The sequence below is a fragment of the Sinorhizobium alkalisoli genome, from assembly GCF_008932245.1.
In the GTDB taxonomy this organism is placed as follows: Bacteria; Pseudomonadota; Alphaproteobacteria; order Rhizobiales; family Rhizobiaceae; genus Sinorhizobium; species Sinorhizobium alkalisoli.
In genome coordinates this window covers 552,574-579,040 of record NZ_CP034910.1, presented here as the reverse complement: position 1 = coordinate 579,040, position 26,467 = coordinate 552,574, and the positions used below count along the sequence as shown (strand labels likewise).

26 protein-coding genes are annotated in these 26,467 nt (G+C 63.2%); 5 read left to right on the top strand and 21 right to left on the bottom strand.

Features of this window, described 5'->3' with window-relative positions:
- The first annotated feature begins 52 nt into the window (after nt 1–52).
- The 3 genes from nuoH to EKH55_RS20350 all read left to right on the top strand — a co-directional run bounded on the left by nuoH (nt 53) and on the right by EKH55_RS20350 (nt 2,400).
- Nucleotides 53–1,039: an NADH-quinone oxidoreductase subunit NuoH gene (gene nuoH, locus EKH55_RS20360; RefSeq protein WP_151613896.1), complete on the top strand. Its 987-nt coding sequence runs from the start codon at nt 53–55 to the stop codon at nt 1,037–1,039.
- 210 nt (nt 1,040–1,249) lie between these two features.
- Complete coding sequence (locus tag EKH55_RS20355; protein ID WP_151612810.1) at nt 1,250–1,816, top strand: NADH-quinone oxidoreductase subunit I; 567 nt, start codon at nt 1,250–1,252, stop codon at nt 1,814–1,816.
- A 143-nt stretch (nt 1,817–1,959) separates the two neighbouring features.
- Nucleotides 1,960–2,400: a CBS domain-containing protein gene (locus EKH55_RS20350; protein WP_069457577.1), complete on the top strand. Its 441-nt coding sequence runs from the start codon at nt 1,960–1,962 to the stop codon at nt 2,398–2,400.
- Nucleotides 2,401–2,478: 78 nt separating this feature from the next.
- On the opposite strand, the gene nuoG is transcribed toward EKH55_RS20350, so the two are convergent.
- The 7 genes from nuoG to EKH55_RS20315 all read right to left on the bottom strand — a co-directional run bounded on the left by nuoG (nt 2,479) and on the right by EKH55_RS20315 (nt 9,635).
- Nucleotides 2,479–5,085, bottom strand: coding sequence for an NADH-quinone oxidoreductase subunit NuoG (gene nuoG, locus EKH55_RS20345; protein ID WP_151612808.1), 2,607 nt, complete (start codon nt 5,083–5,085; stop codon nt 2,479–2,481).
- A 112-nt stretch (nt 5,086–5,197) separates the two neighbouring features.
- The gene (gene nuoF, locus EKH55_RS20340) at nt 5,198–6,466 is read right to left on the bottom strand and encodes an NADH-quinone oxidoreductase subunit NuoF (protein WP_151612806.1); all 1,269 of its coding nucleotides are present in this window, start codon (nt 6,464–6,466) and stop codon (nt 5,198–5,200) included.
- 4 nt (nt 6,467–6,470) lie between these two features.
- Entirely contained in the window at nt 6,471–6,986 is a 516-nt protein-coding gene (gene nuoE / locus EKH55_RS20335) for an NADH-quinone oxidoreductase subunit NuoE (RefSeq protein WP_151612805.1), read from the bottom strand.
- A gap of 17 nt (nt 6,987–7,003) precedes the next feature.
- Nucleotides 7,004–8,218 carry an NADH dehydrogenase (quinone) subunit D gene (nuoD, locus tag EKH55_RS20330; RefSeq protein WP_069457580.1) on the bottom strand — a complete coding sequence of 405 codons (1,215 nt, stop codon included), beginning with the start codon at nt 8,216–8,218 and terminating at the stop codon, nt 7,004–7,006.
- Between the two features lie 30 nt (nt 8,219–8,248).
- Nucleotides 8,249–8,782: an NADH-quinone oxidoreductase subunit C gene (locus tag EKH55_RS20325; protein ID WP_069457581.1), complete on the bottom strand. Its 534-nt coding sequence runs from the start codon at nt 8,780–8,782 to the stop codon at nt 8,249–8,251.
- Nucleotides 8,779–9,282 (bottom strand): NuoB/complex I 20 kDa subunit family protein, encoded by a 504-nt coding sequence (locus EKH55_RS20320; protein ID WP_069457582.1) that lies wholly within the window; start codon nt 9,280–9,282, stop codon nt 8,779–8,781. The genes EKH55_RS20325 and EKH55_RS20320 overlap by 4 nt, the downstream gene beginning before the upstream one ends.
- Complete coding sequence (locus EKH55_RS20315; protein WP_069457583.1) at nt 9,270–9,635, bottom strand: NADH-quinone oxidoreductase subunit A; 366 nt, start codon at nt 9,633–9,635, stop codon at nt 9,270–9,272. The genes EKH55_RS20320 and EKH55_RS20315 overlap by 13 nt, the downstream gene beginning before the upstream one ends.
- A 766-nt stretch (nt 9,636–10,401) precedes the next feature.
- On the opposite strand from EKH55_RS20315, the gene EKH55_RS20305 reads away from it, so the two are divergent.
- Nucleotides 10,402–10,752, top strand: a complete 351-nt coding sequence (locus EKH55_RS20305) for a hypothetical protein (RefSeq protein WP_151612802.1) — start codon at nt 10,402–10,404, stop codon at nt 10,750–10,752.
- Between the two features lie 163 nt (nt 10,753–10,915).
- Here EKH55_RS20305 and EKH55_RS20300 read toward each other — a convergent pair whose 3' ends face one another.
- The 3 genes from EKH55_RS20300 to EKH55_RS20290 all read right to left on the bottom strand — a co-directional run bounded on the left by EKH55_RS20300 (nt 10,916) and on the right by EKH55_RS20290 (nt 15,288).
- Nucleotides 10,916–13,552: an outer membrane protein assembly factor BamB family protein gene (locus EKH55_RS20300; protein ID WP_151612801.1), complete on the bottom strand. Its 2,637-nt coding sequence runs from the start codon at nt 13,550–13,552 to the stop codon at nt 10,916–10,918.
- A gap of 159 nt (nt 13,553–13,711) precedes the next feature.
- Complete coding sequence (locus tag EKH55_RS30180; RefSeq protein ID WP_345790243.1) at nt 13,712–14,323, bottom strand: hypothetical protein; 612 nt, start codon at nt 14,321–14,323, stop codon at nt 13,712–13,714.
- Nucleotides 14,324–14,472: 149 nt separating this feature from the next.
- Entirely contained in the window at nt 14,473–15,288 is an 816-nt protein-coding gene (locus tag EKH55_RS20290) for an ion transporter (RefSeq protein ID WP_151612799.1), read from the bottom strand.
- Between the two features lie 286 nt (nt 15,289–15,574).
- Here EKH55_RS20290 and EKH55_RS20285 point away from each other — a divergent pair, with 286 nt between their 5' ends.
- Entirely contained in the window at nt 15,575–16,282 is a 708-nt protein-coding gene (locus tag EKH55_RS20285; protein ID WP_192803846.1) for a LysM peptidoglycan-binding domain-containing protein, read from the top strand.
- A gap of 38 nt (nt 16,283–16,320) precedes the next feature.
- On the opposite strand, the gene EKH55_RS20280 is transcribed toward EKH55_RS20285, so the two are convergent.
- The 11 genes from EKH55_RS20280 to ehuR all read right to left on the bottom strand — a co-directional run bounded on the left by EKH55_RS20280 (nt 16,321) and on the right by ehuR (nt 26,433).
- Entirely contained in the window at nt 16,321–16,587 is a 267-nt protein-coding gene (locus tag EKH55_RS20280) for a hypothetical protein (RefSeq protein WP_151612795.1), read from the bottom strand.
- A gap of 212 nt (nt 16,588–16,799) precedes the next feature.
- On the bottom strand, nt 16,800–17,813 hold the full coding sequence (doeB, locus tag EKH55_RS20275) for a N(2)-acetyl-L-2,4-diaminobutanoate deacetylase DoeB (RefSeq protein ID WP_151612793.1): 1,014 nt from the start codon (nt 17,811–17,813) through the stop codon (nt 16,800–16,802).
- A 3-nt stretch (nt 17,814–17,816) separates the two neighbouring features.
- Complete coding sequence (gene doeA, locus EKH55_RS20270) at nt 17,817–18,998, bottom strand: ectoine hydrolase DoeA (protein ID WP_151612791.1); 1,182 nt, start codon at nt 18,996–18,998, stop codon at nt 17,817–17,819.
- 31 nt (nt 18,999–19,029) lie between these two features.
- Nucleotides 19,030–20,019: an ectoine utilization protein EutC gene (gene eutC, locus EKH55_RS20265; protein WP_151612789.1), complete on the bottom strand. Its 990-nt coding sequence runs from the start codon at nt 20,017–20,019 to the stop codon at nt 19,030–19,032.
- Complete coding sequence (gene eutB, locus EKH55_RS20260; protein WP_151612787.1) at nt 20,016–21,020, bottom strand: hydroxyectoine utilization dehydratase EutB; 1,005 nt, start codon at nt 21,018–21,020, stop codon at nt 20,016–20,018. Before eutB ends, eutC begins: the two co-directional genes overlap by 4 nt.
- Nucleotides 21,017–21,799, bottom strand: coding sequence for an ectoine utilization protein EutA (eutA, locus tag EKH55_RS20255; RefSeq protein ID WP_151612785.1), 783 nt, complete (start codon nt 21,797–21,799; stop codon nt 21,017–21,019). Before eutA ends, eutB begins: the two co-directional genes overlap by 4 nt.
- Nucleotides 21,799–22,461, bottom strand: a complete 663-nt coding sequence (ehuD, locus tag EKH55_RS20250; protein WP_151612783.1) for an ectoine/hydroxyectoine ABC transporter permease subunit EhuD — start codon at nt 22,459–22,461, stop codon at nt 21,799–21,801. The genes eutA and ehuD overlap by 1 nt, the downstream gene beginning before the upstream one ends.
- A gap of 2 nt (nt 22,462–22,463) precedes the next feature.
- Nucleotides 22,464–23,123: an ectoine/hydroxyectoine ABC transporter permease subunit EhuC gene (gene ehuC, locus EKH55_RS20245; RefSeq protein ID WP_151612781.1), complete on the bottom strand. Its 660-nt coding sequence runs from the start codon at nt 23,121–23,123 to the stop codon at nt 22,464–22,466.
- 106 nt (nt 23,124–23,229) lie between these two features.
- A complete protein-coding gene (ehuB, locus tag EKH55_RS20240) occupies nt 23,230–24,081 on the bottom strand; it encodes an ectoine/hydroxyectoine ABC transporter substrate-binding protein EhuB (protein WP_069457596.1) in 852 nt (283 codons plus the stop codon).
- Between the two features lie 64 nt (nt 24,082–24,145).
- The gene (gene ehuA, locus EKH55_RS20235) at nt 24,146–24,931 is read right to left on the bottom strand and encodes an ectoine/hydroxyectoine ABC transporter ATP-binding protein EhuA (protein WP_069457597.1); all 786 of its coding nucleotides are present in this window, start codon (nt 24,929–24,931) and stop codon (nt 24,146–24,148) included.
- A 116-nt stretch (nt 24,932–25,047) separates the two neighbouring features.
- Nucleotides 25,048–26,433, bottom strand: a complete 1,386-nt coding sequence (gene ehuR / locus EKH55_RS20230) for a MocR-like ectoine utilization transcription factor EhuR (RefSeq protein WP_151612779.1) — start codon at nt 26,431–26,433, stop codon at nt 25,048–25,050.
- Between the last annotated feature and the right edge of the window lie 34 nt (nt 26,434–26,467).

The window sequence follows — 26,467 nt, the reverse complement described above, 5'->3', positions numbered from 1 at the left end:
CAGCTGCGCGAAGTGCTCGGTGTTTCAATCCCTTGCATGAGTGGCCGTGAACATGGAACTTGTCGTCGCCCTCGGCCTGATTGCCTTCAAGGTCGCGTTGCTGATCGCGATCCTGCTGCTATTACCTTTGCCGCTGACCTGGATGGAACGGAAGATCGCTGGGCATATGCAGCAGCGGATGGGGCCGATGCGCGTCGGCTGGCACGGGCTGCTGCAGCCGATGGCGGACGGAATAAAGCTGCTGACCAAAGAGGACCACATTCCGGCCGAGGCCGACCGCTTCCTGTTCAAGCTGGCACCGATCCTGGCTATGGTCCCTCCCTTCGTGGTCTTCGTCGCGATACCCTTCGGCGAGACCGTCTCGGTCCTCGGCGCCGAGATTACGCTCTACGTCTCCAACATGAATGTGGCGCTGCTCTTCGTCTTCGCGGTGGTTGGACTCGAGGTCTATGGCGTCATCTTCGGCGGCTGGGCCGCCAACAGCAAATATGCGCTCCTCGGCAGCCTGCGGACCTGCGCGCAGATGATCAGCTACGAGATCCCGATGGGGTTTGCGGTAATCGGTGTCGTCATCCTAGCGCAATCCTTGAGCCTCGTTGACATCGTGCGGGCGCAAGCGGATCTCTGGTTCATCGTCTACCAGCCGGTCGGCTTCTTCGTGTTCTTCGTCGCCGGGCTTGCCGAAGCGCAGCGCATTCCCTTCGATCTCGCGGAGGCGGAAGGCGATCTGGGCGCCGGGTTTCACACCGAATACAGCGGCATCCGCTTCGCCTTCTTCATGGTCAGCGAATACGTGATCATGGTGCTGGTCTCGGTGCTGGTGGTGATCCTCTTCTTTGGCGGCTGGAACGGCGTGCTGATCCCCCTGCCGCCGCTGCTCTGGTTTCTTCTGAAGGTCGCTTTCTTCGTCTATCTGTTCATGTGGTTTCGCTTTACCTTCCCCCGTTACCGCTACGATCAGCTGATGACGATCGGCTGGAAAGTCTTGCTTCCTCTGTCGTTGGCGAACATAATCATAACCGGAATTGTTTTTTTCTGATCGCATGTCGCGCTGAAGTTTGCGGCGGTCCTGGGCAACGACATGCATGAAAACCCGAAGCGCGTCGCACGAGTACGTTTGATCGCGACGCGCCTTTACTGCGTGTCTTCTTGAATCGACCTCGATTTAAATGACATGCGGCAACGGAAGCATTGCAGCGGCCCTTGCGCCTCTGGATTGACGCGAAGGCCGCCGTAGAGCGGGGCGGCGATGTCGCGCGCATTGGACAGAGTTGGAAAATGGGTCGGCTGGGCGTTCTTCGCCGATCTCGCGAGCGCGCTCGGCCTGACCTTCGGTTACATGTTCTCCAGATCCGTGACCATGCAATATCCGGACAAGGAGAAATGGCTGCCCTATGCGCGCTATCGCGGGCATCATTTCCTGAAACGCGATGCCGAGGGCGAGATCAAATGCGTCGCCTGTGAACTCTGCGCGCGCATCTGCCCCTGCGACTGCATCGAAGTCGTTCCCTACGAAGACGAGAACGGCAACCGCCGCCCGGCCAAATTCGAAATCGACACGGCGCGCTGTCTGTTCTGCGGGCTCTGCGAGGACGCCTGCCCGGCGGATGCGATCGCGCTCGGCCAGCAATACGAATTCTCGAGTTTCTCCTCGCGCGACCTGGTGATCGGTCGCGACGATCTGCTCTTGAAGCCAGGCAAGGCCGCGACCGGCGGTGGCGTGGTCGCCGCCCGTCTGGATACGCAGAAGACCGTTAGGGTCGAGACAAACGAGCCGCGGGGATACAACTGGTGGCGCAACATCCGGCGAAGATGAACGCGCGCCAACCGTCGAACCGCCTCCGCGCATGTTTCCTTGGATCGCCTCCGATTTAAGGAAACATGCGGCGATTGGAGGGGCTGCAACGACCTCTATGCGTCCGAGGCGACGCATGGCGCTTGAGGAGAGGAGGCTTTGAGATGTTTGTCGGCGAAATCGTGAAGGGCAAGGGTGTCGGAGTGATTTCGGTCGCACCCGATCAGCCGATGGTGGAGGTTCTGCGGCTGTTTCGTGAGAGGAATATCGGCTTCGTAGTCGTCAGCGGCGGGCCCGGAGAATATCTGGGAACGCTTTCGGAACGCGATTGCTGCAATGCCGTGGCGGCGCACGGGGCGGAGGCGGCCCTGATGCGCGCAGCCGACATCATGACCCGCAACGTGGCGACCTGTTCGACAAGCGATCTGCTGCCTTTCGTGATGGCGATCATGACCGAACGGCGAACGCGTCATGTGCTGGTCAGGGATGGCGAAGATGTTGTCGGCGTCGTCAGCATCGGCGACGTGGTCAAGCACAGGCTCGATGAGGCGCTGCGCACGGAGCAGGATCTGCACGACTACATCTGCGGCACGAATTATCGCTGACAGGAAAGGCTCTGGCCCTGGGCTTCTTTCTGACGCATGATCTTATCGATCCTCGTTTCACTCCGGTCGGTTCATGCTCTAGGGCGAGCCGGCCACGCCGCCGCCGAGGTCCTCAGGCTTTCCAGAGCCGGCGAGAGGTGCGATCCCATCACTGGCGCCGGCGGCGCGAACCTGCACCGGGCACGGATATTCACCCCGTTGCATCAGGCTGTTGAGGCACAACACCCGATAATTCTCCGGAACGAATACGAGGCCCCGCGGAAAGCGCCTGTTGACCCTCAGCTTCGCCGTCAGTTCGCCCTGAGCGGATTGCACCACCACACGATTGCGATCCGAAAGGCCCAGTTCGGCAGCGTCCTCTGCACTCATCTCGACGTAGGGATCATCCGCAACGGTATTCAGAATCTCCGAGCGTTCGGAATCGTAGCCATTGTGGAACAGGCAATTGCCGGTAATCAGCATCAGCCGCTCGGCCGGCTGCGGGGCGGGCGGCGCCGCAAAGAAGGTGGCCGGCTGCGGCGGCGGGGCGGGCCTGGTGAATGCGCCGTCGGCGCCAAGCCCGTCCGGCGACAACCCCGCATAGGCTGGGACCAGCCGGGCGATCTCGCCAAAGACCTCTTCCTCGGTCGAAGGCTGCAGCGGCCGATTGCCGAGCGCCGCGACGAAATCGAAGATTGCGAGATTGTTCCGCGCATCGAAGGCGGGCTCGCGGAATTTGCGGACCACCTGGGTCCGACCTTCATTGTTGGTGAAGGTGCCCGCTTCTTCGCCGTAACCCGCCGCCGGCAGCACCACATCGGCAAGACCCGCAGTCTCTGTCAGGAACGCGTCCTGCACGATCAGGAGATCGGCGGCATCAAGGGCGGCCCGCACGAATGTCCGGTCCGGATGGGAGATCAGCGGGTCGGTTCCGACGATATAGAGCGAGCCCATGCTCCCGCCGGCACAAAGCTCCAGCATCGCGTCGAAATTCAGACCCGGTTCTGACGGGATTTCCGACCCCCAGGCCCGTTCGAACGTTGCGCGCGCGTGGTCGTCGGCGAGCGCCTGAAGTCCTGGCAGCACCGTCGGCAGGGCCCCCATGTCCCAGGCTCCCAGCTGGTTGGCGCGATCGAAGAGGAACTGCATCGCCGCGCCTTTGCCAAGAAGGCGGAGAAGCTGCAGCAGATTGCCAAGCTGTTGCAGGGTCGCGCGCGCCTCGGGCGATCGCAGCAGATCGACACTCACGAGCACGGCAACCCTGTCGCCTTGCGCAAGCGCGCTCGCCATCCGGTCTGTCCCTGCACCGGCAACCGCCGCTGGCCCGCCGATTGCCACCCGAATTTCGGCACGCACGTCGCCCGGCAAGGCTTCGCCGGCCGCCGCTGCGAGCGCGGCGGTCAAAGCGGCAAGGCAGTGGCCCTGGGCGTTCGGCCGCATGCGAACGACCGCCCGGGCATCGGCATCCAGGCGCGATGGGCGCGCCGAGAGCATCAGCAATCGCGTGTGCCGCCGCCGCGCGGCGTCCCGCAGCAGGTATTCGGTGACCGGGTTTTCCTCGGTCACGTTGCCGCCGATCACAAGCACGGTGTCGTTGCCGATCACCTCTTCGAGCGGCGCGCGGCTGTAGAAGTCCGTGATCAGCGGGACCAGAGCGTCGACCGGCGTGGACCAGCGCGACGAGCAGTCGACATTGTTGGTGCGGAACGCGGTCCGCATCAGCTTCTGGAACCGATAGAGCACCTCGTTGGGCAGACGCGGCGAAATGAGCCCGCCCGCTGCCTTACCGTTGAGAGCCGCGAGGCGGCGGGCCAGATAGTCGCCCGCCTCCATCCAGGAAACCGGCGTGAGCGTGCCGTCCCGGCTGATCATCGGCCGCTTGACGCGGTCGCGGCTCTCGATGAAATCGAGACCGAAGCGGCCGCGCACGCAAAGCGTTTCACGGTTGACACCATGCTCCCAATCCGATCGGACCCGCAGGAATTCGCCCTTGCGGGCCCCAACCGTGAGCTGGCAACCGGTGCCGCAATGAGGGCAGATCGTATCGGTCTCCTTGAGGTCCCAGGGCCGCGCCTTGTAGCGATAGGGGAAGCTCATCAGCGCGCCGACCGGACAGACCTCGACGCAGTTGCCGCACTGGTCGCAGCTCGCGAGACTGCCCTCGAAGCCGGTGACGGCGGTATCCATTCCCTTTTCGACGGTGCCGAGCGCCACCGCACCGACGACATCCTCGCACATCCGCACGCAGCGCTGGCACTGGATGCAGCGGTTGACGTTCATGATGATGACGGGGCTCAGGCGGAGGTCCTTCGAGTGGAACACGCGTTTGGGGTCGCGGAACCGGCTTTCGCGCGGGCCGTAGGCCATCACCATATCCTGAAGCTCGCACTCGCCGCCTTTGTCGCAGATCGGGCAATCGAGCGGATGGTTGGCGAGCAGCATGTCCAGCATGGACGAGCGGGTTTCCTCGATCAAGGGCGTGTTCGTCCGCACCACCATGCCGTCGGCGACCACGGTGGCGCAGGACGGCTGCAGCCGACGCAGCCCCTCGATCTCGACCAGGCACATGCGGCAGGAGGCGAGCGGCGGCAACCGCTTCCAGTAGCAGAAGGTCGGAATCTCGATGCCCAGACTTTCGGCGGCCTGGAGCACCGTGGAGCCGGCCGCGACTTCGAGAACCTGTCCGTCGATCGTAACGCTAACCATGCTTCCTCCTACTGCATTTCTCCTAAATCGACCTCGGTTTAAGGGCAAAGACATGCAGCAATTCAAAGTGCGCGTCTGATTGGACGCGCGGCGCTGTAGCGCCCGTGCCGCCTCATGAGTGGAACGGGCACCTGTGCTCCTCGATATGGGCGACGAACTCGTCGCTGAAATGCTTGAGTGCTGCTCGCAGCCCCATTGCCGCGCCGTCGCCAAGGGCACAGAACGTGTTGCCGAATATGCCCTTGCAAAGCATGTCCAATTGCTCCAGGTCGCCGGCCGTGCCCTCCCCCGCCTCGATCCTGCGCAGAACCTTGACCGCCCAGTTCAACCCCTCCCGGCACGGCGTGCACTTGCCGCAGGACTCATGGTGGAAGAACTCGACGATCCGGGTCGCGACCTTGACCATGCAGGTGGTATCATCGACCACGATCACCCCCGCCGAGCCGAGCATCGAGCCCACGGCGGCGAGCGATTCGAAATCCATGCCGACATCCAGCCCGGTCTCCGGGATGACCGGCGCCGAGACGCCCCCCGGGATCACCGCCTTGACCTTTCGGCCCGGCAGCGGTCCGCCGGCATGCTCCTCGATCAATTCGCGCAGGGCTATGCCCATCGGCAGCTCGTAGAGGCCAGGTCTGCGGACCTGCCCGCTGACGCAGTAGAGCTTCGGGCCCGGGCTCTTGTCCGGCCCGATGCCGCGAAACCAGTCCGCGCCGCGCGCGACGATGTGCGGCACGCAGGCAAGCGTCTCGACATTGTTGATCACCGTCGGGCTGGCGTAGAGCCCGGCCACGGCCGGGAACGGCGGCTTCAGCCGCGGTTGCGCCCGTCTGCCTTCGAGCGATTCCAGCATCGCGGTCTCTTCGCCGCAGATATAGGCGCCGGCGCCGCAGTGAATATGCACATCGAAATTCAAGTCCGAACCGAGGACGCCCCTTCCGAGATAACCCGCATCCCGGGCCTCCGCGATCGCCTGTTCCAGGCGGCGGATCGCCGTCACATATTCTCCGCGGATATAGACATAGGCGGTTTCCGCCCCGATAGCGTAGCCGCTGACCGCCAGCCCTTCGATGAGCTGGTGGGGGTCGCGCTCCATGATGATCCGGTCCTTGAAGGTGCCGGGCTCGCCCTCGTCGGCGTTGCAGCACAGATATTTCGGCTTCGCCGTTTGTTTCGGCACGAAACTCCATTTCATCCCAGTCGGGAAGCCGGCGCCGCCGCGGCCGCGTAAGTTCGATTGCTTGACGAGTTCGACGATCTCCTCGGGCGTATGCTCGCGAAGGACTTTCGCCAGCGCCCCATAGCCGCCGCCGGCTTCGTAGGACCGAAGCAAATGGCCGTCCGGCAGATCGACATTCTTCAGGAGGACCGACTCGAACATCGCGCTACTCTCCCCGGGGCCGCACGGAAGCAGGTTCGGGGCTTGCCGCGCGCCCGACCGCCATCGCCCGGAAGCCTTCCAGCAAGGCCTCCAGCCGCATCGCGTCGAGATTGCCGTAGTACTCGTCGCCGACCTGCATCACCGGGGCCATCTCGCAGGCGCCGAGACACTCGACGGTGGACAGCGTAAACAATCCGTCCCCAGTGGTCTCGCCCTTCCCGATGCCGAGCGTCGCCTCCAGATGCCCGAGCAATGCTTCCGCACCGCAAAGCATGCAGGAAACATTGTCGCAGAGTTGCAGATGAAAAAGACCGACCGGCTCCGTATGGAAAAGCGTGTAGAAGGTCGCGAGCTCATAAACCCAGATCCGCTCGACGCCGAGAATATCGGCGACCTCTTCCAGCACCGGGCCCGGCAGGTGGCCGTGCTCCTTCTGCGCAATCAGCAGCGCGGGCATGATCGCCGAGCGCCGGCTCGGATAGCGCGCCGCCGCCGCTTCGATCTCTTCGCGCATCGTCATCGCATCCGAGCCTCCTGCTACTTGTCCACCTCGGCCATCACCGGATCGAGGCTGCCGAGAACGGCGATCATGTCGGCGAGGTATCGCGCATTGCTGACGCCAAACAGCGCCTGAAGATTGACGAAGGAGGGTGCCCTGACCTTCATGCGGAACGGCTTCGGCGACCCGTCGCTGAGGATGTAGAACCCGAGTTCACCCTTCGGCGCCTCTATCGCCGAATAGACCTCTCCCTTGGGGACGTTGAAGCCGTAAGCCGAGAGATCGAAGTGCTGGATCAGCGCCTCCATCGAGCAGTGCACCTTCTCCTTGTCCACCGGGAAGGCGATGGTCGGCATGTCGATCTGGAACGGCCCATCCGGCAGCCCCTCGACGCATTGTTCGATGATCCGGAGGCTTTCGCGCATCTCATCCACCCTGCACTGCCAACGTGCGTAGCAATCGCCTTCGCCGCGCGTGATGACGTCGAACGCCAACCGGTCGTAGATTTCGTAGGGTTCGTCGCGTCGGATGTCCCAGTCGACACCGGAAGCGCGCAGGTTCGGGCCACTCAAACCGAGATCGATGGCGTCCTCCCCGGAGATCACGCCGATCCCCTGCGTACGTTTGAGGAACACGCGGTTCTTCTCCATGAGCCGCTCATAGTCGCGGATCCGGTTCGGGAAGATTTCGCAGAACTCGCGGATCTTGTCGATAAATCCATCCGGCAAGTCCTCGCGCACGCCGCCGACCCTGCAGTAAGAGGTGTGCATGCGCGCGCCGGTGACCATTTCCAGGAGATCCATGATCATCTCGCGTTCGCGCATGGCGTAGAGCAGCGCGGTCATGGCGCCAAGATCCATCGGCAAAGCGCCGGTGATCAGGAGATGGCCGGAGATCCGCGCCAGCTCCGCCATCAATACGCGGATATATTGCGCCCGCACCGGCGCCTCTATGCCGAGGAGTTTCTCCACGGCGATTGCGAAGGCGAGATTGTTCGAAGGCGGACAGAGATAGTCGAGCCGGTCGGTCAGTGGAAAGATTTGCGTATAGGTGAAGCTCTCCGCCAGTTTCTCGGTGCCGCGGTGGAGGTAGCCGATATGCGGGTCGACGCGCTCGACATACTCGCCGTCCAGTTCGAGGACGAGCCGAAGAACCCCATGAGTGCTGGGGTGCTGGGGTCCGAGGTTGAGAAGCACTTCCTTGGTATCGAGCGCTTCGCCCTCCGGCCTGATGAGCTCGGTGACTTCGGTCATCTCAACGGTCCAATCCGAAAGCGGCCTCCCTCATGGAATTTCCTTGGTGGCGAGATCGGGCTGCGTCGGGGGCGGGCCTTCGGCACCAAAGGGGTTCAGCTTGTCCTTGTAGCCCCGCAACGGGAAATCCTTGCGCTGCGGAAAGCCCTCGAAGCCTTCCCACATGTAGATCCGGCGCAGGTCCGGATGTCCCGTGAAGCGAATGCCATACATGTCCCAGGCCTCGCGCTCGTGCCAATTGGCGGTGCGCCAGACGCCGGTGACCGAGGAAATCTCGGGCGGATCGCCGAGCCGGCACTTGATGCGGACCCGCCATTTGTTCGGCAGCGAATAGAGATGATACACCGCCTCGAAACGAGGCGTTTCGGGATGGTGATCGACCCCGCAAATATCCGAAAGAAAATTGAACCGAAGCGCGGGATCGTCTTTCAGGAAGCGGCAGACTTCGACGATCGTCTCCGGTGGAACGGCAAAGGCGTAAATGCCGTGTGCGGTGCCGAGATCCTCGATTGCTCCCTCGAAGCGCTTCATGATCAGGGCGCGGTCGAGGGGATCGCCGCTCATGATGCCACAACCCGATCGAGAGGCGTCCCTGCCAAGGCGCGGGTTCTCTTGATCTTCTCCTGCAGCATGAGGAAGCCGTGCATCAGCGCCTCGGGGCGCGGCGGACAACCCGGCACATGCACGTCGACGGGCACGAAGGTTTCCGATCCCTGCACCACCGCATAGGTGTTGTAGACCCCTCCGGAAATCGCACAGGTGCCCATTGCGATCACCCAGCGCGGCTCCGGCATCTGATCGTAGAGCCGCCGTACCACCGGCGCGAATTTGCGGGTCACGGTCCCGGCGATGATCATCACGTCCGATTGCCGCGGCGACGGGCGGAACACCACGCCGAACCGGTCGAGGTCGTAGCGCGCACAGCCGGCGGAGATCATCTCGATGGCGCAGCAGGCGATGCCGAAGGTCTCCGGCCACAGCGCCGACCGCCGGCTCCAGCTGATGACGCTGTCGGCCGTGGTGAACAGCACGCTGTCGCGGATCGCGTTGCCTACTCCTCCCATTCCAACGCTCCCTTCAGCCAGGCATAGGCAAAGCCCACAAGAAGCAGCGCTATGAAGACGAACATCTCGACATAGCCGACGATGCCGATGTCCTTGAGCACGACAGCCCAGGGAAAGAGGAACATCGCCTCGACATCGAAGACCACCAGCAGGATCGCCACGATGAAGAATGGCACCCGGAAGCGCCCCCCGGCAGCCTCGCCCGCCGGGTCCATGCCGCACTCATAGGGCATGTTCTTCTCGGGATAGGGATTGGACGGCCGCAGTAGCGAAGAGACGAAAAGCGTCCCTGCCGCCACCAGAACGATTCCGGCGACCATAAAAAGAACAGGCAGGAATTCCATTGCCGTCATAGCACTCGCCCCGCAATCCGCGAGGGGCTTTGCTCAGGCCGCGATCGCTCCCATTCGGGGCCGAAATGCCATCGCCTCGGGAGGCGGCTGGGCAATCCTTTCTCTGGCTAGGACTCTATTCCGTCGTGCGGGGCATTGCAAATCCAATCGACCAAGCCCGTTTCTCCCGTGCAAGCAGCAGCCTGCTGTGATGGCACACCTGAACCTCCGTATAGGTCATCCCCTGCTCGTTGGTACCCGATCGTTCCTCCTGCTCAATAGTCAGGCCGGGAGGCCGGCTGCTATCGTGAGCATAATCTCCCCGTGGGAGCCGTTTCCAAATCAGGTGCGGAATTCGCCGGGGATGCGGAGATGCTTGTTGCAGCGTCTCGGGAACTCGATCGAACGGAAGCTTCGAAGCCGAAGCGGCCCTTTTCACCATCGAGGTGCGGGTCATGGGCAGACCAAAGGCTACTCTTTTTGCACTCGTTTTCGCTGCGCCCGCAGCAGCGCATGACGCGGCGCCGACAGCGGTACAGCCGAATGGATGGACCTATCCGTTTTCATGTTGCAGCGGGATGGACTGCCGCGAAGTCGGGAGCCAAGCCGTTCTCGAAGGACCCCGCGGTTATGTCATCAAGCTTACCGGAGAGCTCATTACGCCGCGAGACACGCGCATAAAGAACAGTCCGGACGGGCAGTTTCACCACTGCACGGTGGGAGGCGAGCCCGAGGGCCGCACCATCTGTCTCTTCGTTCCCCCACGTTCCTTCTGAGGATTGCCGCCATGATACAGGAACTCAACCGCATCGAAATCAATCTGGTCCCATTGGAGGTGTTTTCCGAGAGCGCGTCGGAGGGCTGGAGAATGGTACCCGGCAATCCGGTCCAAAATTCGCCAGACTACTCCTCACGGCCGAATTTCGGCTCCGAGGAGCATCTGATGGCGTTTTCGGTCACCCCACGAGAGACGGCGCGACCCGCGGGCGGGCAAGTTCTGCAATTCAAGCAATCCGCATTTACGCTGTACGTGACAGGACAGTTGTTCGGTCTTTCGCTCTACTCGTTCGAGCTTGTACGCGTCCTGGAGGATTTCGAGGAGTTTTGTCCTCAGGAGTATTCCCGGACCATTCATTGAAGGAAAATCGCCCCCGGCCGAGGCGCGCCTCGAACAGGCCGCGAGAAGGCAAGCGCCTGCAGCGCCGCGTGTCTTTCAGACGCGCTAAGGTCGCTGCAACTTTTTGAATCTCCGCATCGAGCTTTCCGAAAATCGCGGCCGGTCTTCGAGGCGATGCGTTACTCTAGCGCGGCAATGCATAGGCGATGATCGAGTCGCCTGCCTTGGTGCCGGTCGATCCGTGTCCTCCGGCGACGACCACGAGATACTGTCGTCCGTCTGCGCCCCGGTAGGTGGATGGTGTCGCCTGACCACCAGCGGGCAGGCGCGCGCGCCAGATCTCCTTTCCGTTTTGCAGGTCGTAGCCGCGAACATAGTTGTCCAGCGTCCCGCTCAGGAATGCCACGCCGCCCGCCGTCACAATCGGACCGCCAATGCCTGGCACACCCATTTCGAAGGGCAGGGGAATCGGTCCGGCGAGATCACGCACCGTGCCGTTGACGTGCCTGTAAACCGTCTCGCCGGTTGTCAGATCGACGCCGACCACATAACCCCATGGCGGCTGCTGACATGGCAGGTTCAGGGGCGAGTAAAACGGGCCCATTCTCGCCGCATAGGGCGCGCCGAAGTTTTCATTGAAGACGGGCTGGCCCTCCTTGGTGACGACGCGTCCCGTACTATCGCGCGGGATCATCTTGACGGTAAAGGCAAGATAGACGGGCATCGCAAACATCACGTCGCGATCCGGATCGACCGCCACAGCGCCCCAATTGAAAGTGCCGAAGTTGCCAGGATAGACGATGCTCCCCCCCAGGGAAGGCGGTGTGAACGCGCCCTCGTAACGGAGCTGGCGGAAGCGGATGCGGCAATAGAGCTGATCGATCGGCGTTGCGCCCCACATGTCTGACTCCGCCAGCGGCTCGGGCCGGAAGGACACAGCGGAGCGCGGCTGCGTGGCGGCAGTGCGATCCCCTTCCACGGCACCCTGCGGCACCGGCTCCTCTCGGATCGGCAGCACCGGCTCGCCGGTTTCGCGGTTGAGCACGAAGACCTCTCCCTGTTTCGTCGGCGCAACGAGCGCCGGCACGGCTTTCCCGTCTATTGTCAAGTCGACGAGACTCGGCTGGGCTGGAACATCGTAGTCCCAGATGTCGTGATGCACCGCCTGGAAGACCCATGCGACCTGGCCGGTGTCCGCGTGCAGGGCCAGAATCGAAGCGGAAAACCGCTCGGTGTTCTCGCCCCGGTCACCGCCGAACTGATCGGGCGACTCATTGCCCATCGGCAGATAGATAAGCCCGAGCTCAGGATCGTAGCTTGCCACGCTCCAGGAATTCGGCGCGTTCTGGCTGTAGGTTTGCCCATTCGGGATCGGTTCGGTGGCGCCGGGATTCTTGCTGTCGAAATTCCAGACCAACGTGCCGGTAAAGGCGTCATAAGCGCGGATGACTCCGGACGGCGACGTGGTCGCGACATTGTCGTTGACCGCACCGCCGACCACGACGAGATTGTCTTCGGTGATCACCGGGGGCGATGTCGAGTAGACCGAACCGGGCGTGATATTGGGCATGTTCGCCCACAGGTTGACGGTACCGTCCTCTCCACCGAATCCGGGGCAGATGTCGCCCGTCTCCGCACTGATCGAGATCAGCCTGCCATCGGACGTGGACACGAAGAGCCGCCGCATGCACGTTTCGCTCAGCGTCACAGGTGCAGCAGGAGGTTTCTCGCGTTCGACTACGGGCGTCGGCGCGTCCGCTCGCACTGCCCCAGTGACGATGTTTTGCGGCACAGGAGCGGCCTCCGTGGTTACTTCGGCGGCGCTTTCGTCGACGAGACCGCCCGCGTCGGATGCTCCGGCAATGGTCGGCTCAGCTTGCTGCGGGACTTCGGCCGGCTGAGCCTGCTCCTCTGCGGGATTTGCGGATCCGGCATCCACGGGCATCTCTGCGGCGGCCTGCGGTGACGAGGGGCCGGGCGCTTCGGCCGGAAGATCTCCGGGCAAGGCCTCATGATAGGAAACGCCGCGGCAGGTCATATGCTGCGTGGTCGCGGTCGGAGGTTGCTTCAGCTTCGGATCGAAACGCCACTTTTCCTCGCCGGTAACCGGATCGAGAGCGATGACCGTGCTGAAAGGCGTACAGATGTAAACGGTATCGTTCACCATCAATGGTGTGACTTCATAGGTGGTCTCGACGGGATCGTTCTCGTCGCGCACCTCGCCGGTCTGGTAGGTCCAGGCGACCTTGAGCCGTGACACGTTTTCGGGTGTGATCTCGGCAAGCGGCGAATAGCGCTGCCCCAGCGGAGTGCGGCCATATGCCGTCCATTCACGGGCAGGGGCGGTCTGCTCTCTCGGTTCCACCGCCATCCGGGCTTCGGTGAAAGCGCCCGCAAGGTCATGCGGACTGCGGGACATGGAATAGACGCCGACGGCGGCAGCGATCACGACCGCGGCTGCGAGGATCAGGCTGTTGGCCCCGTAGCCCGCGCGAGTCTCTCCGGGCCGGTGCATCGCGTGCACCATCGGCGGAAGCAGCAGCAAGACGGCGATGACGAGCAGCAAGCCACCGCGGGGAGCCAGCGCCCACCAGTCGAGCCCGACTTCCCACAGGCTCCATGCGAGCGTCACCAGTACAGCGAGCCCGTAAAGTCCGAGCCCAACGGCATTACGCAGCATCAGCAGCGCAGCCGACACCGCGATCATCGCCCCGAAAGGAATGTAGAACCATGACCCGCCCAAAGCTGCCAGCCAGACACCGCCGGCGGCGAGCACCATCCCTACCAGGAGGACGAGGACAGAAACCACGAGCCTGTACATGCTGACGCTCCCCATAACGGACTTCGAACGGGCTTTCCCGCGGCGCGAGAGGGCCATGATTGCAAGCTTCACCTCATGGCCGCTGGTTCAATGCATGCGGCGCGACCTCCGGAGTCTTCGAAGCGACCAGCATACCAACTTGCACAAGTTGGCTTGTGGTCACCTTGCAAAAATTGTGACCGCTCCTGACTGCTCGACCTTCGCCGCAACGACATTCGTGGCCGACAGCCCCTTGCTGTTCAAAGCTTGCGACAGTGGATCGCTATTGGCGATCGTCTCCCGCAATGCATCCAGCGCCTGCGCGTGTTCGGCCAACGAGGTATTGAGGGCCGCTGCCTTCGCCCCGCTGAACATATGCGAGACGTCGAGCACCCGTACTTGCGGAGCGGTAAGGGACGACAGCGTCCGGGCGGTGGCTTTTGAGCGGCCGATCGCGGCGACGAGTTCTCGGACGTCATAGGAGCTGTTCCAATCCTCTCCCGCGGTCGCTTTTCCTGCATTCGGGCCGCTTTGCTGCGCGGGAAGTTCTCCCGGGCGGATCACACGTGTCTTCCCGACATCGGGCGCTGGTTCAACGAGCTCGGTGTCACCGACCTTAGGCGGCTTCAGCACGCCATTGCAGTCGTCCAGCTTTTCGGAGAGGGTCCTTTCGTCTGTGCCGGGAGCAACGCGACAGCGATCGGCGTCGGGATCTTCGGACAGGGCCGATGTCGCGAACATGAACGTGAGCAATGTTACCGCGGCAGATTCTCCGAGTCGCCTGTGCCTCATCTGGAAATTCCTCCACCAGCTTCAGCAGGAAGCGCCGCTCTTCCGTAGAATTCGTTTGAACTGGTTAGTTAACCCGTGCTGAGTCCCATTGGTTCCCGGCGGCCCAGCCGGGAGGCGTGTGGCCGGCGGATTTTCGTGCTCGGTGTTGCTCAGTCGTTGGCGCCGCTTTCCTCATTCAGCGTACCCTGTGTCCTCAGCTCCCTTCGCAGGCGCGCAATTTCCCGCCGAAGCTTGTCGATCTCGACGGAACCGGCGATCTCCCCGTCCCTCGCCTGCGCTTCCTGGCCGACGAAGAACGTGGCAAAGCTGGCGGTGATGTAGCCGAACATAGCCAGACCGTACATCGAGAGGAGCAGCGCCAGCACTCTCCCTTCGGGTGTTTCCGGCCAGAAGCCCGATCCCATTGTCGTGACCAGCATCGCGGTCCACCAGAGCGCGTCCCCATAGTCGTTGAAGCCGCCCTCCACCTCTCTTGACGGCTCGAAAGCGAGCATTCCGCCGGCACCGAGCAGAACGACGACCGCTGTCGCGAGGAGCACATAGCCCAGTCCCCTGCGATCGAAGCTCTTGCGCAAGGCCATCAGCCCCCGGTTGGCGGTGCCGACTATGCGGACCAAACGTAGGCCGCGGGCGAGACGCAGGAAGCGAAGCGCATTGAGGAATCGAAACGCCGGCGCGATCAGCGCGATCACCGTCACGGGATTGCGCCGCAGGAATGGCCATTTACGCGGCGCGAGCCAGAAGCGCAGAATGAACTCCAGGACGAATATGATCCAGATAAAGGTGCCTAGCAGTTGGAACACACCCGACGTGGCCCACCCAAGCTCGACGAGCACAAGCGCCAGCCAGATGAAAGACAGGACCCGCATCGGCGTCTCGAGCGACTCTTCCAGCTGGCGAAGGGTTTTCCAGCGCTCCTTTTGTTCGCGAGGGTCATCCTGTGGCAGTTCCGGCCGTGATGCCATTTTGCTCTCCTTCAGGTCCGTAGCAGAGGACCACACTTCAGGAGCCGTCTGTCTCGAGCACGAAGCACACGGCCGCTTCGTTCCAGATGCTCGCAGCCATGCAGTAGCGAAGGCTCGGCGTCCAACCCCTAGCCCGCCGGATTGGTTCCGACGAGCGCCGGACAGCGGCACCGTCGGGGTTCTCGATGGGCCGGGGTTCTTGTTGGGCCAGTCACAACGGCGTGTTTCAGGAACCAGAGGACACAAGCTCTGTTAGATGATGAGAACAGTGAAAAGGAGGCGACGGATGCGTCATCTCGAAGCGACGATGTTTGTATTGGCTGTCACGGTTTGCACTCCCACGTCTTTTGCCCTTGCTCAGGGGTGCGGGAATACCGAGGCGGTGGCGCAAGGTGAGACGCTGGAGCAGCTGGCTACCCGGTGTAACACGTCCGCTGAAGCGATCCTTTCCGCTAATCCTTCACTCGACCGCAGCGAAATCCACGCAGGGCTTCAGTTGAAGATGCCTGCAGACGTCGACGGAGATTGGTTAGGTCGCGCACGAGATGCGGTGCGGGACGCCGGCGAGCGGGTGAATCAGGCGGCGGAAGCCGCAGGCAGGTCCGTCTCGGATTATCTTTCCGATCAGCCGGACCTCAACAGGGATATTCTGGAATTCGGCGAGCGGCTGGGACTGCCTGGTGTTTCCACGAACGAGAGTCGGGGCGCTGACGTGACGGTGACGACGAGGAGCGCCGGCCCGGGTGAAGAAGTGACCCTGAATGCGAGCGGACTTCCGGGTGGGGTAGAGGTATTGATCGGGGTTCGCGTCGGCAACGGGGCGCCTTTCCGAACTATATCACACGCGCAGACCAGCCGAGCTGGAACGCTGCAGGTCATGGTTCCTGTTCCGGAACAGGCGCAAAAGGGACAGGAGATTGCTTTTGCCGTCGAGACGGCGAACGGCCGAGTCCGTGTGGTGTCCGAGCCGTTCAGCGTTGGCGCACGTCAGTAGGCGGCAATCTCGCCGGGCAATTCAGCTCGCCGGGCAATTCAACGCGGCGGGCGAGCTTCGACAGGCTCCAGCTCTCTGATCTGGATTTCGATGACTTTCCTTGTTGGACGCTCCCCAGGTTGTCGAATGAGAACCGTCAAACGACACTGATCCTTGTGCAAACGAACGGAGAGAAGCTGTCCATTGGTCTGCGACAATGCACTGTCGACGGCGTCGGCGCAAACATCGCCGACGGTTCTCGCGCCGGTGCCGCCCGGCGATGCAGCCGCTAACAGCAGGGAAAGGATGAAGCTTTCTCGCAGCATAAGATTCGCTCGAGTCTTGAGTATGCCCGAGGCATACGGAAGGCGCCTCTTCCTGCGCCTGATTGCATTTGATCGGACGGCCCCCGCCGCTTGACCATACCCCAATCACCGGACATCCGGAATGTTCCGAATCCACCGACCATATCACTCGGTCGGCTCTGGTGCCTGGGTCAATACCGGAGCCGGATTCGAAGCCGGCCGGCTGCAGACGCCTACTGCTCCTCGATCCTGACCGCAAGCACCGCGCAGCAATCGCCGGGTTTGATCAGCCCCGGGTGATGTCGCGCGATGAGAATGCCGTCCATCCCGGCGCGTATTTCGAGCGGTTTTGCACCGGTGCGCCCGGTCGGGTGAATGCGCGCGACCACGGCTCCGGACTCCACGGGTTCGCCGAGGTCTGCCATGAACTCGACGAGACCCGCATCCTCTGCGAAGGCAAAGCAGCGAGCGTCCGGCATGTCCAGCCACACCGTCGGCATTATCTCGGGCTCTCCCTCGACGATGCCCGCATTCCGCAGGACGTTCATGGCTCCGCGTCGGGCGATCGCCACGCTTCCGGCGGTCGCCGAGCCGCCGCCGCCGATCTCCGTCGTGATGAAGATCTTGCCCATCTCCTCCGCCGCCGTGTCGAACATCCCGACGGAGTCGATCTCCAGCATTCTCATCGAATAGGGCGCGGCAAAGGCCTTGACGAAGTCGAAGGCTCTCTCCTCCTGCGCCTTGTCGGCAAGAATATGGGCCGCGCAAAACGGCAGGAACTCGAGAGTCCTGCCTCCGGAATGGAAGTCGAGAACGACGTCGGCGAGTGGCAGCATAACCCGCTGAAAATAATCGGCAATTTTCTCCGTCACGGTGCCATCCGGCCGGCCGGGAAAGCTGCGGTTCAAATTGCCCTTGTCGATCGGCGAGGTGCGGGTTCCCGCCAGGAACGCCGGATAGTTCATAGCCGGCACGATGATCACCCTGCCCTGAACTTCAGCCGGATCGAGGCTTCGCGCCAGCTCGAACAGTGCGATGGGGCCCTCGTATTCGTCACCGTGATTGCCGCCGGTCAAGAGGGCGGTCGGGCCCCGCCCGTTTTTGACGACGGTGATCGGTATCATCACCGAACCCCAGGCCGAATCGTCGCGGCTATAGGGGAGGCGCAGAAAGCCGTGCTGGATGCCGTCGGTTTCGAAATCGACCGTGGCGCTGATCGGCGATGGCCGCATAGGCTGCTCTCTCATGTCTCAGTTCTTGACCATCAGTTTGCGCGGCACCGATGCCAGACATTCGACGCCGGTCTCGGTAATCAGAATGCTTTCCGTCGTCTCGAATCCCATGTCCTCGAGCCAAAGTCCCGTCATGAAGTGGAAGGTCATTCCGGGCTTCAGTTCCGTCCTGTCGCCCGGCCGCAGGCTCATGGTGCGCTCGCCCCAATCGGGCGGATAGGAAAGGCCGATCGGATAACCGGTGCGATTGTCCTTGACGATCCCGTATTTCTTCAAGACCGCGAAGAAAGCCTTGGCGATGTCCTCGCAGGTGTTGCCGGGCTTTGCCACCGCAAGACCTGCCTCCATGCCCTCGAGCGTCGCCTTCTCGGCGTCGAGGAAGGCAGGCGTCGGCCTGCCGAGGAAAACCGTTCGCGACAGCGGGACGTGATATCGGTTGTAACAGCCGGCAATCTCGAAGAAGGTGCCCTCGCCCCTCTTCAGCGGCCGGTCGTCCCAGGTCAAGTGCGGCGCGGATGCCTCCACGCCTGAAGGCAGGAGCGGCACGATGGCCGGATAGTCACCGCCTATGCCGTCGACCCCGCGCGTACCGGCATCGTAGATCTCGGCGACCAGATCGCATTTGCGCATGCCGACCTCGATCTTCTCGAAGATGCGCTGATGCATCGCCTCGACGATTCGCGCGGCATTACGCATGTACTTGATTTCCATCTCGCTCTTGACCGCGCGCTGCCAGTTGACGAGCGCCGTGGCGTCGATGAAGCGGGCGTTCGGCAGGTGTTTCGTGAGCGACGCGAAGGCGGCCGCGGAGAACCAGTAGTTGTCCATCTCGACGCCGATCCGCAGCGCCCCCCAGCCGCGGTCTGCGAGAATGCCCGACAGGTAGTCCATCGGGTGGCGCTCCGTCGACTGTACGTAGTGATCGGGATAGCCGACGATGTTCTCATGGCCGAGATAGGCGGTGAGCTTGGCGCCGTTGGCATCCTGGCCGCGGCCGAACCAGATCGGCTCGCCCGATGGCGGCACGATCACCGCCTGATGCACGTAGAACGACCAGCCATCATAGCCGGTGAGCCAAGCCATGTTGGACGGGTCGCTGACGATCAGCAGGTCCACGCCCTTTGCCTCCATGGCCTGGCGGGTCTTCCCGAGCCGGGCTTCGTATTCCCCAAGGGAGAATTTGAGATTGGGTTGGGTCATGTTTCTTCCCTCGTTTCCGGCGGTGCCGGTCTCAACTCTCGAATGTGGTTCCCGCGTCTGCGGCGTTCGCCCGCCCGACAGCGAGCGTGGCGATGGCCGTGTCCTGGATGCCGGTGCCCGTCAGGTCGGCAATAGTGATCTCTTCGGCGGTGGTTCGTCCGGCTTTCACACCCGCAATCACCTCGCCGATCTCCGCGAACTCGGCGTCCTGTGTCACGAGCCCAGCGGCTATCGCGTGATGCAGCTCGCCGAGCCGGCGCGTCTGTTTCAAACTGTCGGCGACGTAGGTGCCGCGAAGGATCGCCTGCGGGTCGAGCTCGTTCTTGTGTTCGGCGTCGGATCCCATGGCGGTGACGTGCTGGCCCGGCTGCAGCCACTCGGCCTTTAGGATCGGCGCCTCCGACGGCGTGGTGGTCACGATGATGTCAGTGCCCGTGACGGCCGCCTTCGCGTCGTTGACACCCTCGACCGGGAAACCCAGCTTCTCGGAGAGTGCCCGCGCCGTTGCTTCGGCCTTTGCCGCGTCGCGGGCCCACAGGCGCGCCTCGCGGATGGGGCGCACCAGCGCCAGCGCTTCGAGCTGCAGCCTTGCCTGCATGCCGGCGCCGAGGATCGCCGCGACCGAAGCATCTTGCCGCGACAGATGCTTGGCCGCGACCGCGCCGGCCGCCGCCGTGCGCACATCGGTGAGATAGCCATTGTCGAGCAGCAGCGCGCGCACGAGGCCCGTGCGACTCGACAGCACCACCATCATGCCATTAGTGCTCGGCAGGTCGATTTTCGGGTTGTCGAAGAAGCCCGGGCTGATCTTGATCGCGAAGCCGTCGAGGCCGGGCACGTAGGCCGTCTTCACGTCCACCTCGCCGCGGTGCTCCGGAATATCGAGCCTCAGGATCGGCGGCATCGCCACGGCTTTCGTGGCGAGCGCATGGAATGCCTCCTCGACGCAGGCAACCGCCTCGCGGTCGAGCGGAACGATACGGCGCAGTTCCCGCTCGGTCAGAATTTTCATCCCTGTCATGCCGTCTCCTCGCGAAACGGATCCGTTTCGCCGTTCATCACGCGCAGATGCAGGCCCATGTCGACATTGCGGCCGGAGAGAATGACCGCGATCGGGCCGTTGATGTTCTTGATCTTGCCGGCGAGAAGCGCCGCGATGCCGACGGCGCCTGCTCCTTCCACCACCTCGCGCTCCTCGGTATAGGCGTGGCGCATGCCGGCGGCGATTTCCGCCTCCGTCAGAAGAACGATGTCGTCGATGAGCTCGCGGCACATGCGAAATGTCACATGATTGTCGAGCCCGATGCCGCCGCCAAGCGAATCCGCCAGGCTTGGATATTCCTCGACGAGCACGGGCCCGCCGGCAGCGAGACTCGCCTTCATTGCCGCGCCGCGCTCCATTGTCAGCCCGATCACCCGCGTCTCCGGCTTGCGCGCTTTGACTGCTGCGGCAACGCCCGCCGCCAGCCCACCGCCCGAAACCGGCACGAGCACCATGGCCGCGTCCGGCATTTCCTCGATGATTTCGAGCCCGAGCGTCCCTTGCCCGGCGACGACGGCCGGATGATCGAAGGGCGGCACCATGACGAGGCCCTTGTCCGCGACGAGCCGCTCGACCTCCTCCTGCGCCTCGTCCTGGGACTTGCCGGCAATGCGGACATCGGCACCAAGGCGACGGATTTCGGAGACCTTGTTTTCCGGCACGAGCCGCGACATGCAGATCGTTGCGACCGAGCCCTCCGCCTTGGCCGCATGGGCGAGTGCCCGGCCGTGATTGCCGGTCGAGGCCGCGACCACGCCACGTGCCCTCTCGTCGGCGGGCAGCGAAAGCACCGCGTTGGTCGCACCGCGCAGCTTGAAGCTGCCGGTCGTCTGGTGGTGCTCCAGCTTCAACCCGACGGGGACGCCGCAGAGCTTGCCGAGCGATGCCGACGCGACGAGGGGCGTCGTCAGCACGCGATCGGAGATGCGCCGTGCCGCCGTTTCGATATGCTCAATCGTCACCGGGAGAGAGGCGCTCATGGCCATTGTCCCAGCCGCAGCGCCATCAGCCGGCCGAGTTCCGGCCGCGCTTGGTCGTCACCGCAAAGGCGGAGACAGGCCCAGGCCGTGGCGAAATTGCTGCTGACGACCGGCTTGCCGACCGCCGCCTCGATTTTCCCAACGACGCCCGCCGCGCGCACGGCCGTACAGGAGATAAAGAGTGCGTCCGACTCAGCCGCCGTCGCTTCCTTCGCGAACGCCACGATCTCCTCGGGGGCGATCCGCGCCATTTCCCGATCGTCGGTAAGCCCCAGGCAGGTGAACCTGTCGATCTCGAATCCCACGTCGGCGAAATAATCCGCCATCGACCGGCTGGTCTCGATCGTATAGGGCGCGAGCACCGAAATTCGCCTGGCATCCAGGGCTCTAAGGCCCTTGACCGCCGCCGCCGTCGGCGTCACGACGGCGGCCCCCGGTTTGGCCGCGTGGATCGCCGTGGCGATCTCCTTGTCCCCGATGACGACGGAGGCGGAGGTGCAGGAATAGACGACGACGTCAAGCGGCTCGTTCGGCAGGATCAATGCGGCCGCCGCCGCAAGCGACGGCTGCATTGCCCTGAGGTTTTCCGGCGTCACCGGATTGGCATAGGCGATGCGCGCAACGTAGACGCCGTTCCGCTCCGACGCCACCAGGCGCGTGAAGTCCGTCTCCGTCGTATGATCCGTGGCAAGGACCACAAGTCCGATGCGCTTTTCGAACGGTCGGTCGTCGAGGCGCGGTGTGCGCGCTGTCATGGTAAGGGTGTTGTTTCTTTCCATCAGCGTTCGTCCACCCGGGCGTAGCGCTCTTCCAGCCAACGCAGGAAGAAGACCGAAATAAGGCTCATGATCAGGAAGAACACGCCGACCAGCGTCATCGGTTCGATATAGCGGTAGTTGCTGTTGGCGATGCTCTTTGCCTGGTTCATGAGTTCGAGCACCGTGATTGCCGAAAGCAGCGGCGTCTCCTTGAACATGGCGATCAGATAGTTAGCGAGCGCCGGGATCATCGGCGGGATCGCCTGCGGCAGGATCACATGAATCCAGGTCTGGCGCGCCGTGAGGTTCGTCGCCTTGGCGGCCTCCCATTGCCCGCGCGGAACATTCTCGATGCCGGCGCGATAAACTTCGGCGGCATAGGTGCCGTAGTGGATGCCGAGGCCGATGACGCCGGCGACGAGGGCAGGCAGACGGATGCCGACATCCGGCAGCACGTAGAAGATGAAGTAGAGTTGCACGAGCAAGGGCGTGCCGCGGATAAACTCCACCGCAAAACTCGTCGCCCGCGCGATCGGCGCCGGCGCCACCATGCGCAGGATGGCGAAGACGAGGCCGATCGCCGCGGCGACGCCGGCGCCGAGAACGGTGGCGAGGATGGTGATCTTCAGTCCCTCGATGAGGGTCGGCATGATCTGGCGAACGAATTCCCAGTCCCATTCCATGGTCAAACCCTCACGCCATCGAGGCCACGGGTCACGCGCCGCTCCAGCCAGCGCATGCCGAGCGAGATCAGCCAGGCCATGATGAAGTAAAGCACCAGGATCGTGGCGAACGGGATCAGCGTGCTGCCCGTTTGCGCCCGGACCACCTGGGCCTGAAACGTCATATCGGTAAGAGAGATCAGCGAGACGACGGCGGTCCCCTTCAAGAGCTCGATGGCGTTGTTGCCGAAGGTCGGCAGCATCAGCGGCAATGCCTGCGGCAGGATGATGTGGCGCATCGCTTGATAGCGCGTGAGATTGAGCGCGACGCAGGCTTCCCGTTGCTCGCGGCCGATCGCCTTCACCGCGCCCCGCACCACTTCCGCACCATAGGCGCCGACATTCAAGCCCAGCGCGAGCACGCCTGCCTGCAGCGGCGTCAGCGTGATGCCGACGAAGGGCAGCACGAAATACGCCCAGAAGAGCTGAACGAAAATCGAGGTGCCGCGGAAGAACTCGATATAGACCGTGGCTAGCGCGCGTACCGCCCCGAAACGGCTGACGCGCCCGAGGCCTGCCGCAAAGGCGGCGACGACGGCCAGCGCCGAGCCCATCAGGGTGAGCTCAACGGTCACCCACGCGCCTTGCAGGATCAATCCGATATAGCCGGACCAGTCGATCATACCCGTGTCGTTTCCCCTGAGAATTCGGCTCGTTCATGCGGCCGGCCGCTGCCGCCTTCCCGCCGGCAAACCGGCGGAAAGGCATTGGAAGCGGTGGCGCTCAGGCTTACTGTGCGGAGCAGAGCTTTTCGCGAGACGTCGACATCGCGGCCTTGGCCGAGAAGCCGTAGGGCTCGATGATCTTGGCGAACTCGCCCGACTCCTTCATCTTGGCGAGCTCGACGTCGAAGGCGTCGCGCAAGGCCTCGTCGCCTTTCCTGAAGGCGGCGCCATCGCAATAAACCGGGGCACCCTCGACGGGCGCTACGACTTCGAGATTAGGATCGTTCGCCTTCGAGATGAGGTCGTTGATCGAGAGCACCGGCAACGAATAGACGTCGATGCGACCGTCCTGCAGCATTTTCATCCCACTTTGACCGTCCGGCACGACGATGACGCGATCGCGCGGCACGCCGGCTTCGAGCGCCAGTTTTTCTTCGGTGCCGCCGCCCGGCGCGCCGATCTTCGCATCCGGGTTGTCGGCGATGTCCTTGTAGCTTTTCAGTCCCAGCGGGTTGCCCTTCTTGAGCGCAAAGGCCTCGGCATCGCACAGGATCGGCTCGGAATAGGCAACCGCCGCGCAACGCTCCGGCTTCATGAAGAGACCGGCGGTGATCGCGTCATGGCGTCCGGCCTGGAGTCCCGGGATCATCGCGCCGTATTCGGAGATCGAAGCGACGATTTCCGGAACGCCGAGGCGCTTGAAGATTTCGCGGGCGACGTCGGGCGCTGCACCGGAGACCTTGCCGTCGGCACCGACTGCCGTGAAAGGCGGTTCGTTCGCGATCGCCACGCGCGCAAATCCCTGTTCCTTGAGTTCCTCCAGTTTGGTTTCGTCCGCTGCGGCCGGCGCAGCCGCGGCCACTGCCATCAGCGCGGTGGCCCCTGCCGCCATTGCCATCAAGTCTCTCAGTTTCATGGTTCCCAACTCCTCTGTTGTTCTCTCGATGTTTTTGTCTGAGGCAATGTCGGCGCCTTCAGGCTTAGACGCGGTGCCCTGCCGCTATGATCTTGCGCAGGAAGATCTGCGTGCGTTCCTGTTTCGGGTGCCGGAAGATGTCCCCAGGCTTCCCCTCCTCGACGATCTTGCCGCGGTCGAAGAACAGCACCCGGTCGGCGAAATCATGGGCAAAGCCCATTTCGTGCGTGACGAGCAGCATGGTCATGTCCGTCTCGGCGGCAAGCTTGCGCATGACGCTCAGCACTTCCTCGACAAGTTCGGGATCAAGCGCCGAGGTCACCTCGTCGAACAGCATGATCTTCGGGGAGAGCGCCAGCGCCCGGGCAATCGCCACGCGCTGTTTCTGGCCGCCGGAAAGCTGCGCCGGCATGCTTTTCGCCTTATCGGCGAGGCCGACCATGTCGAGAAGCTCCATCCCCCGCTTTTCGGCGGCCGCCCGGTCCATGCCCTTGGTCAGCATCGGCGCCAGGGTAATGTTGTCGAGCACGCATTTGTGGGGGAACAGGTTGAAGTGCTGGAAGACCATGCCGATCTTCTCGCGCATCCTGTGCAGATGCCGCTCGTCGGCCGGAACGAGGCTTCCCGCCTTTTTCATGTGGTAGAGCTGCTCGCCATCGATCTGGATGAAGCCCTCGCTGATCGTCTCCAGGGTCATCAGGATGCGAAGGATTGTCGTCTTGCCCGAGCCCGACGGGCCGATCAGCGCAAGCTTCTCCCCCGGCATCACCTCCATCGACAGGCCGTCGAGAACGGTCAGAGGACCGTATCTCTTGACGATGTTGTCGATGCGGATGATCGGCTCGGTCATGCGTGTCCCTCCGAGGCATTCACGCGCTAACGATGGGACGCATCCGAAATCATGTCAATCCCAATAATAATATCATGACAATTGCGCTGGCAGAGCCAGAAATCTCGCAATCCCACTCAGATCGCCAGCAATAGCGCCTCCGGATCGCCCAGTGCCAGGGAGGCGACGGTACCGAGCCCCGTCTTGAGCTCCTCTTCCGTCGTCGAACCGAGCGATATCCGCACCGCCGGGCGCCAACCGCTATCGGCCGTGCGGAAAGAAGCGCCCGGGGCGATCGCCACCCCGCGCAGCCGCGCCTGTGAGACGAAGGCATCTTCCTGATGCCCCTCGGGCAGCGGCAACCAGGCATGGAGGCTTTGGGGGTGGCTGCGATAGGCAAGCCCGGCAAGCGCCTGCGCGGCAATCCGCTGGCGCGCGGCGAGTGCGCGGCGCTGCCAATTCACGAGCTCGAGCGCCGTGCCGTCGCTCACCCAGCGCATTGCGATCTCCGCAATCGAGGGCGTGGCCATCCAGCTCGACACGAGATGCCGGTTGGCGACGGCCGCGACGTAGCGGTCCGGCGCCACGAGATAGCCGATCCTCAAACCCGGCACCGTAATCTTGGTGAAGCTGGTGACATAAAGGGTTCGCTCCGGCGCGAGGGCCGCCACCGGCGGCAACCGGCCTTCCACCAGGGGGCCCAGGATGTCGTTTTCGATGATCGCGACGTCGTGCCGTCGCGCCACCTCTGCGAGCGCGCCCCGCCGTTCGGCACTCATCAGGGTCGCGGTCGGATTGATCACCGACGGCTGCAGGAACACGGCACGCACGACGCCTTTGCGGCAGGCCTCGTCCAATGCATCCGGAATCATGCCGTCGTCGTCGATCGCCAGGCCCTGTAGGTGAATGCCGAGATAGCTGGAAAGCGGCACGAGCGTGTGATGGCTGACGGCTTCCGTCGCAACCGTCGAACCCGGCGGGGCGACGCTCATCAGCGCCACGGTCATCGCCGAGGTCGCACCGTTGGTAAGATTGACATTGAGCGGTGACACGGCGAGCCCACAGCGTGACAGCCACTCGGCGGCGACATTGCGGTGACGCGGGAACACCATGTTCGGCCGGAAGGACAGTGCCGAACTGGCGGGAAGGTTCTCCGCGAGCCAGGCAAAGGCCTGACGCAGCTTTTCAAGATGAAGCTGCTCGCAGACAGGCTTGAGGATCGAAAGATCGATCAATTCGCCGAGGCGCTCCGGCAGATAGGGAGGGTCCGGCTCGCGCGGGCTCGTCTGAACGAAGCTGCCGCGGCCGACTTCGCCCGTGACGAGACCCCGGCGGATAAGCTCCTCATAGGCGCGGCTTACCGTTTGTACCGAGAGCTGCAGCTCCTCCGCGAGCTTTCGATGCGTAGGCAGGCGCGCCCCGGTCTGAAGTTTGCCCTCCTGAATGGCGCGGGAGAATTGGTCGGCCAAAGAGAGATAGGCCGGACGGCTGAGGAGCGTGATGTCGGGGGTCCAACTTGTCATGATTTGACACTGATAAAATTCATCTCAATTGACA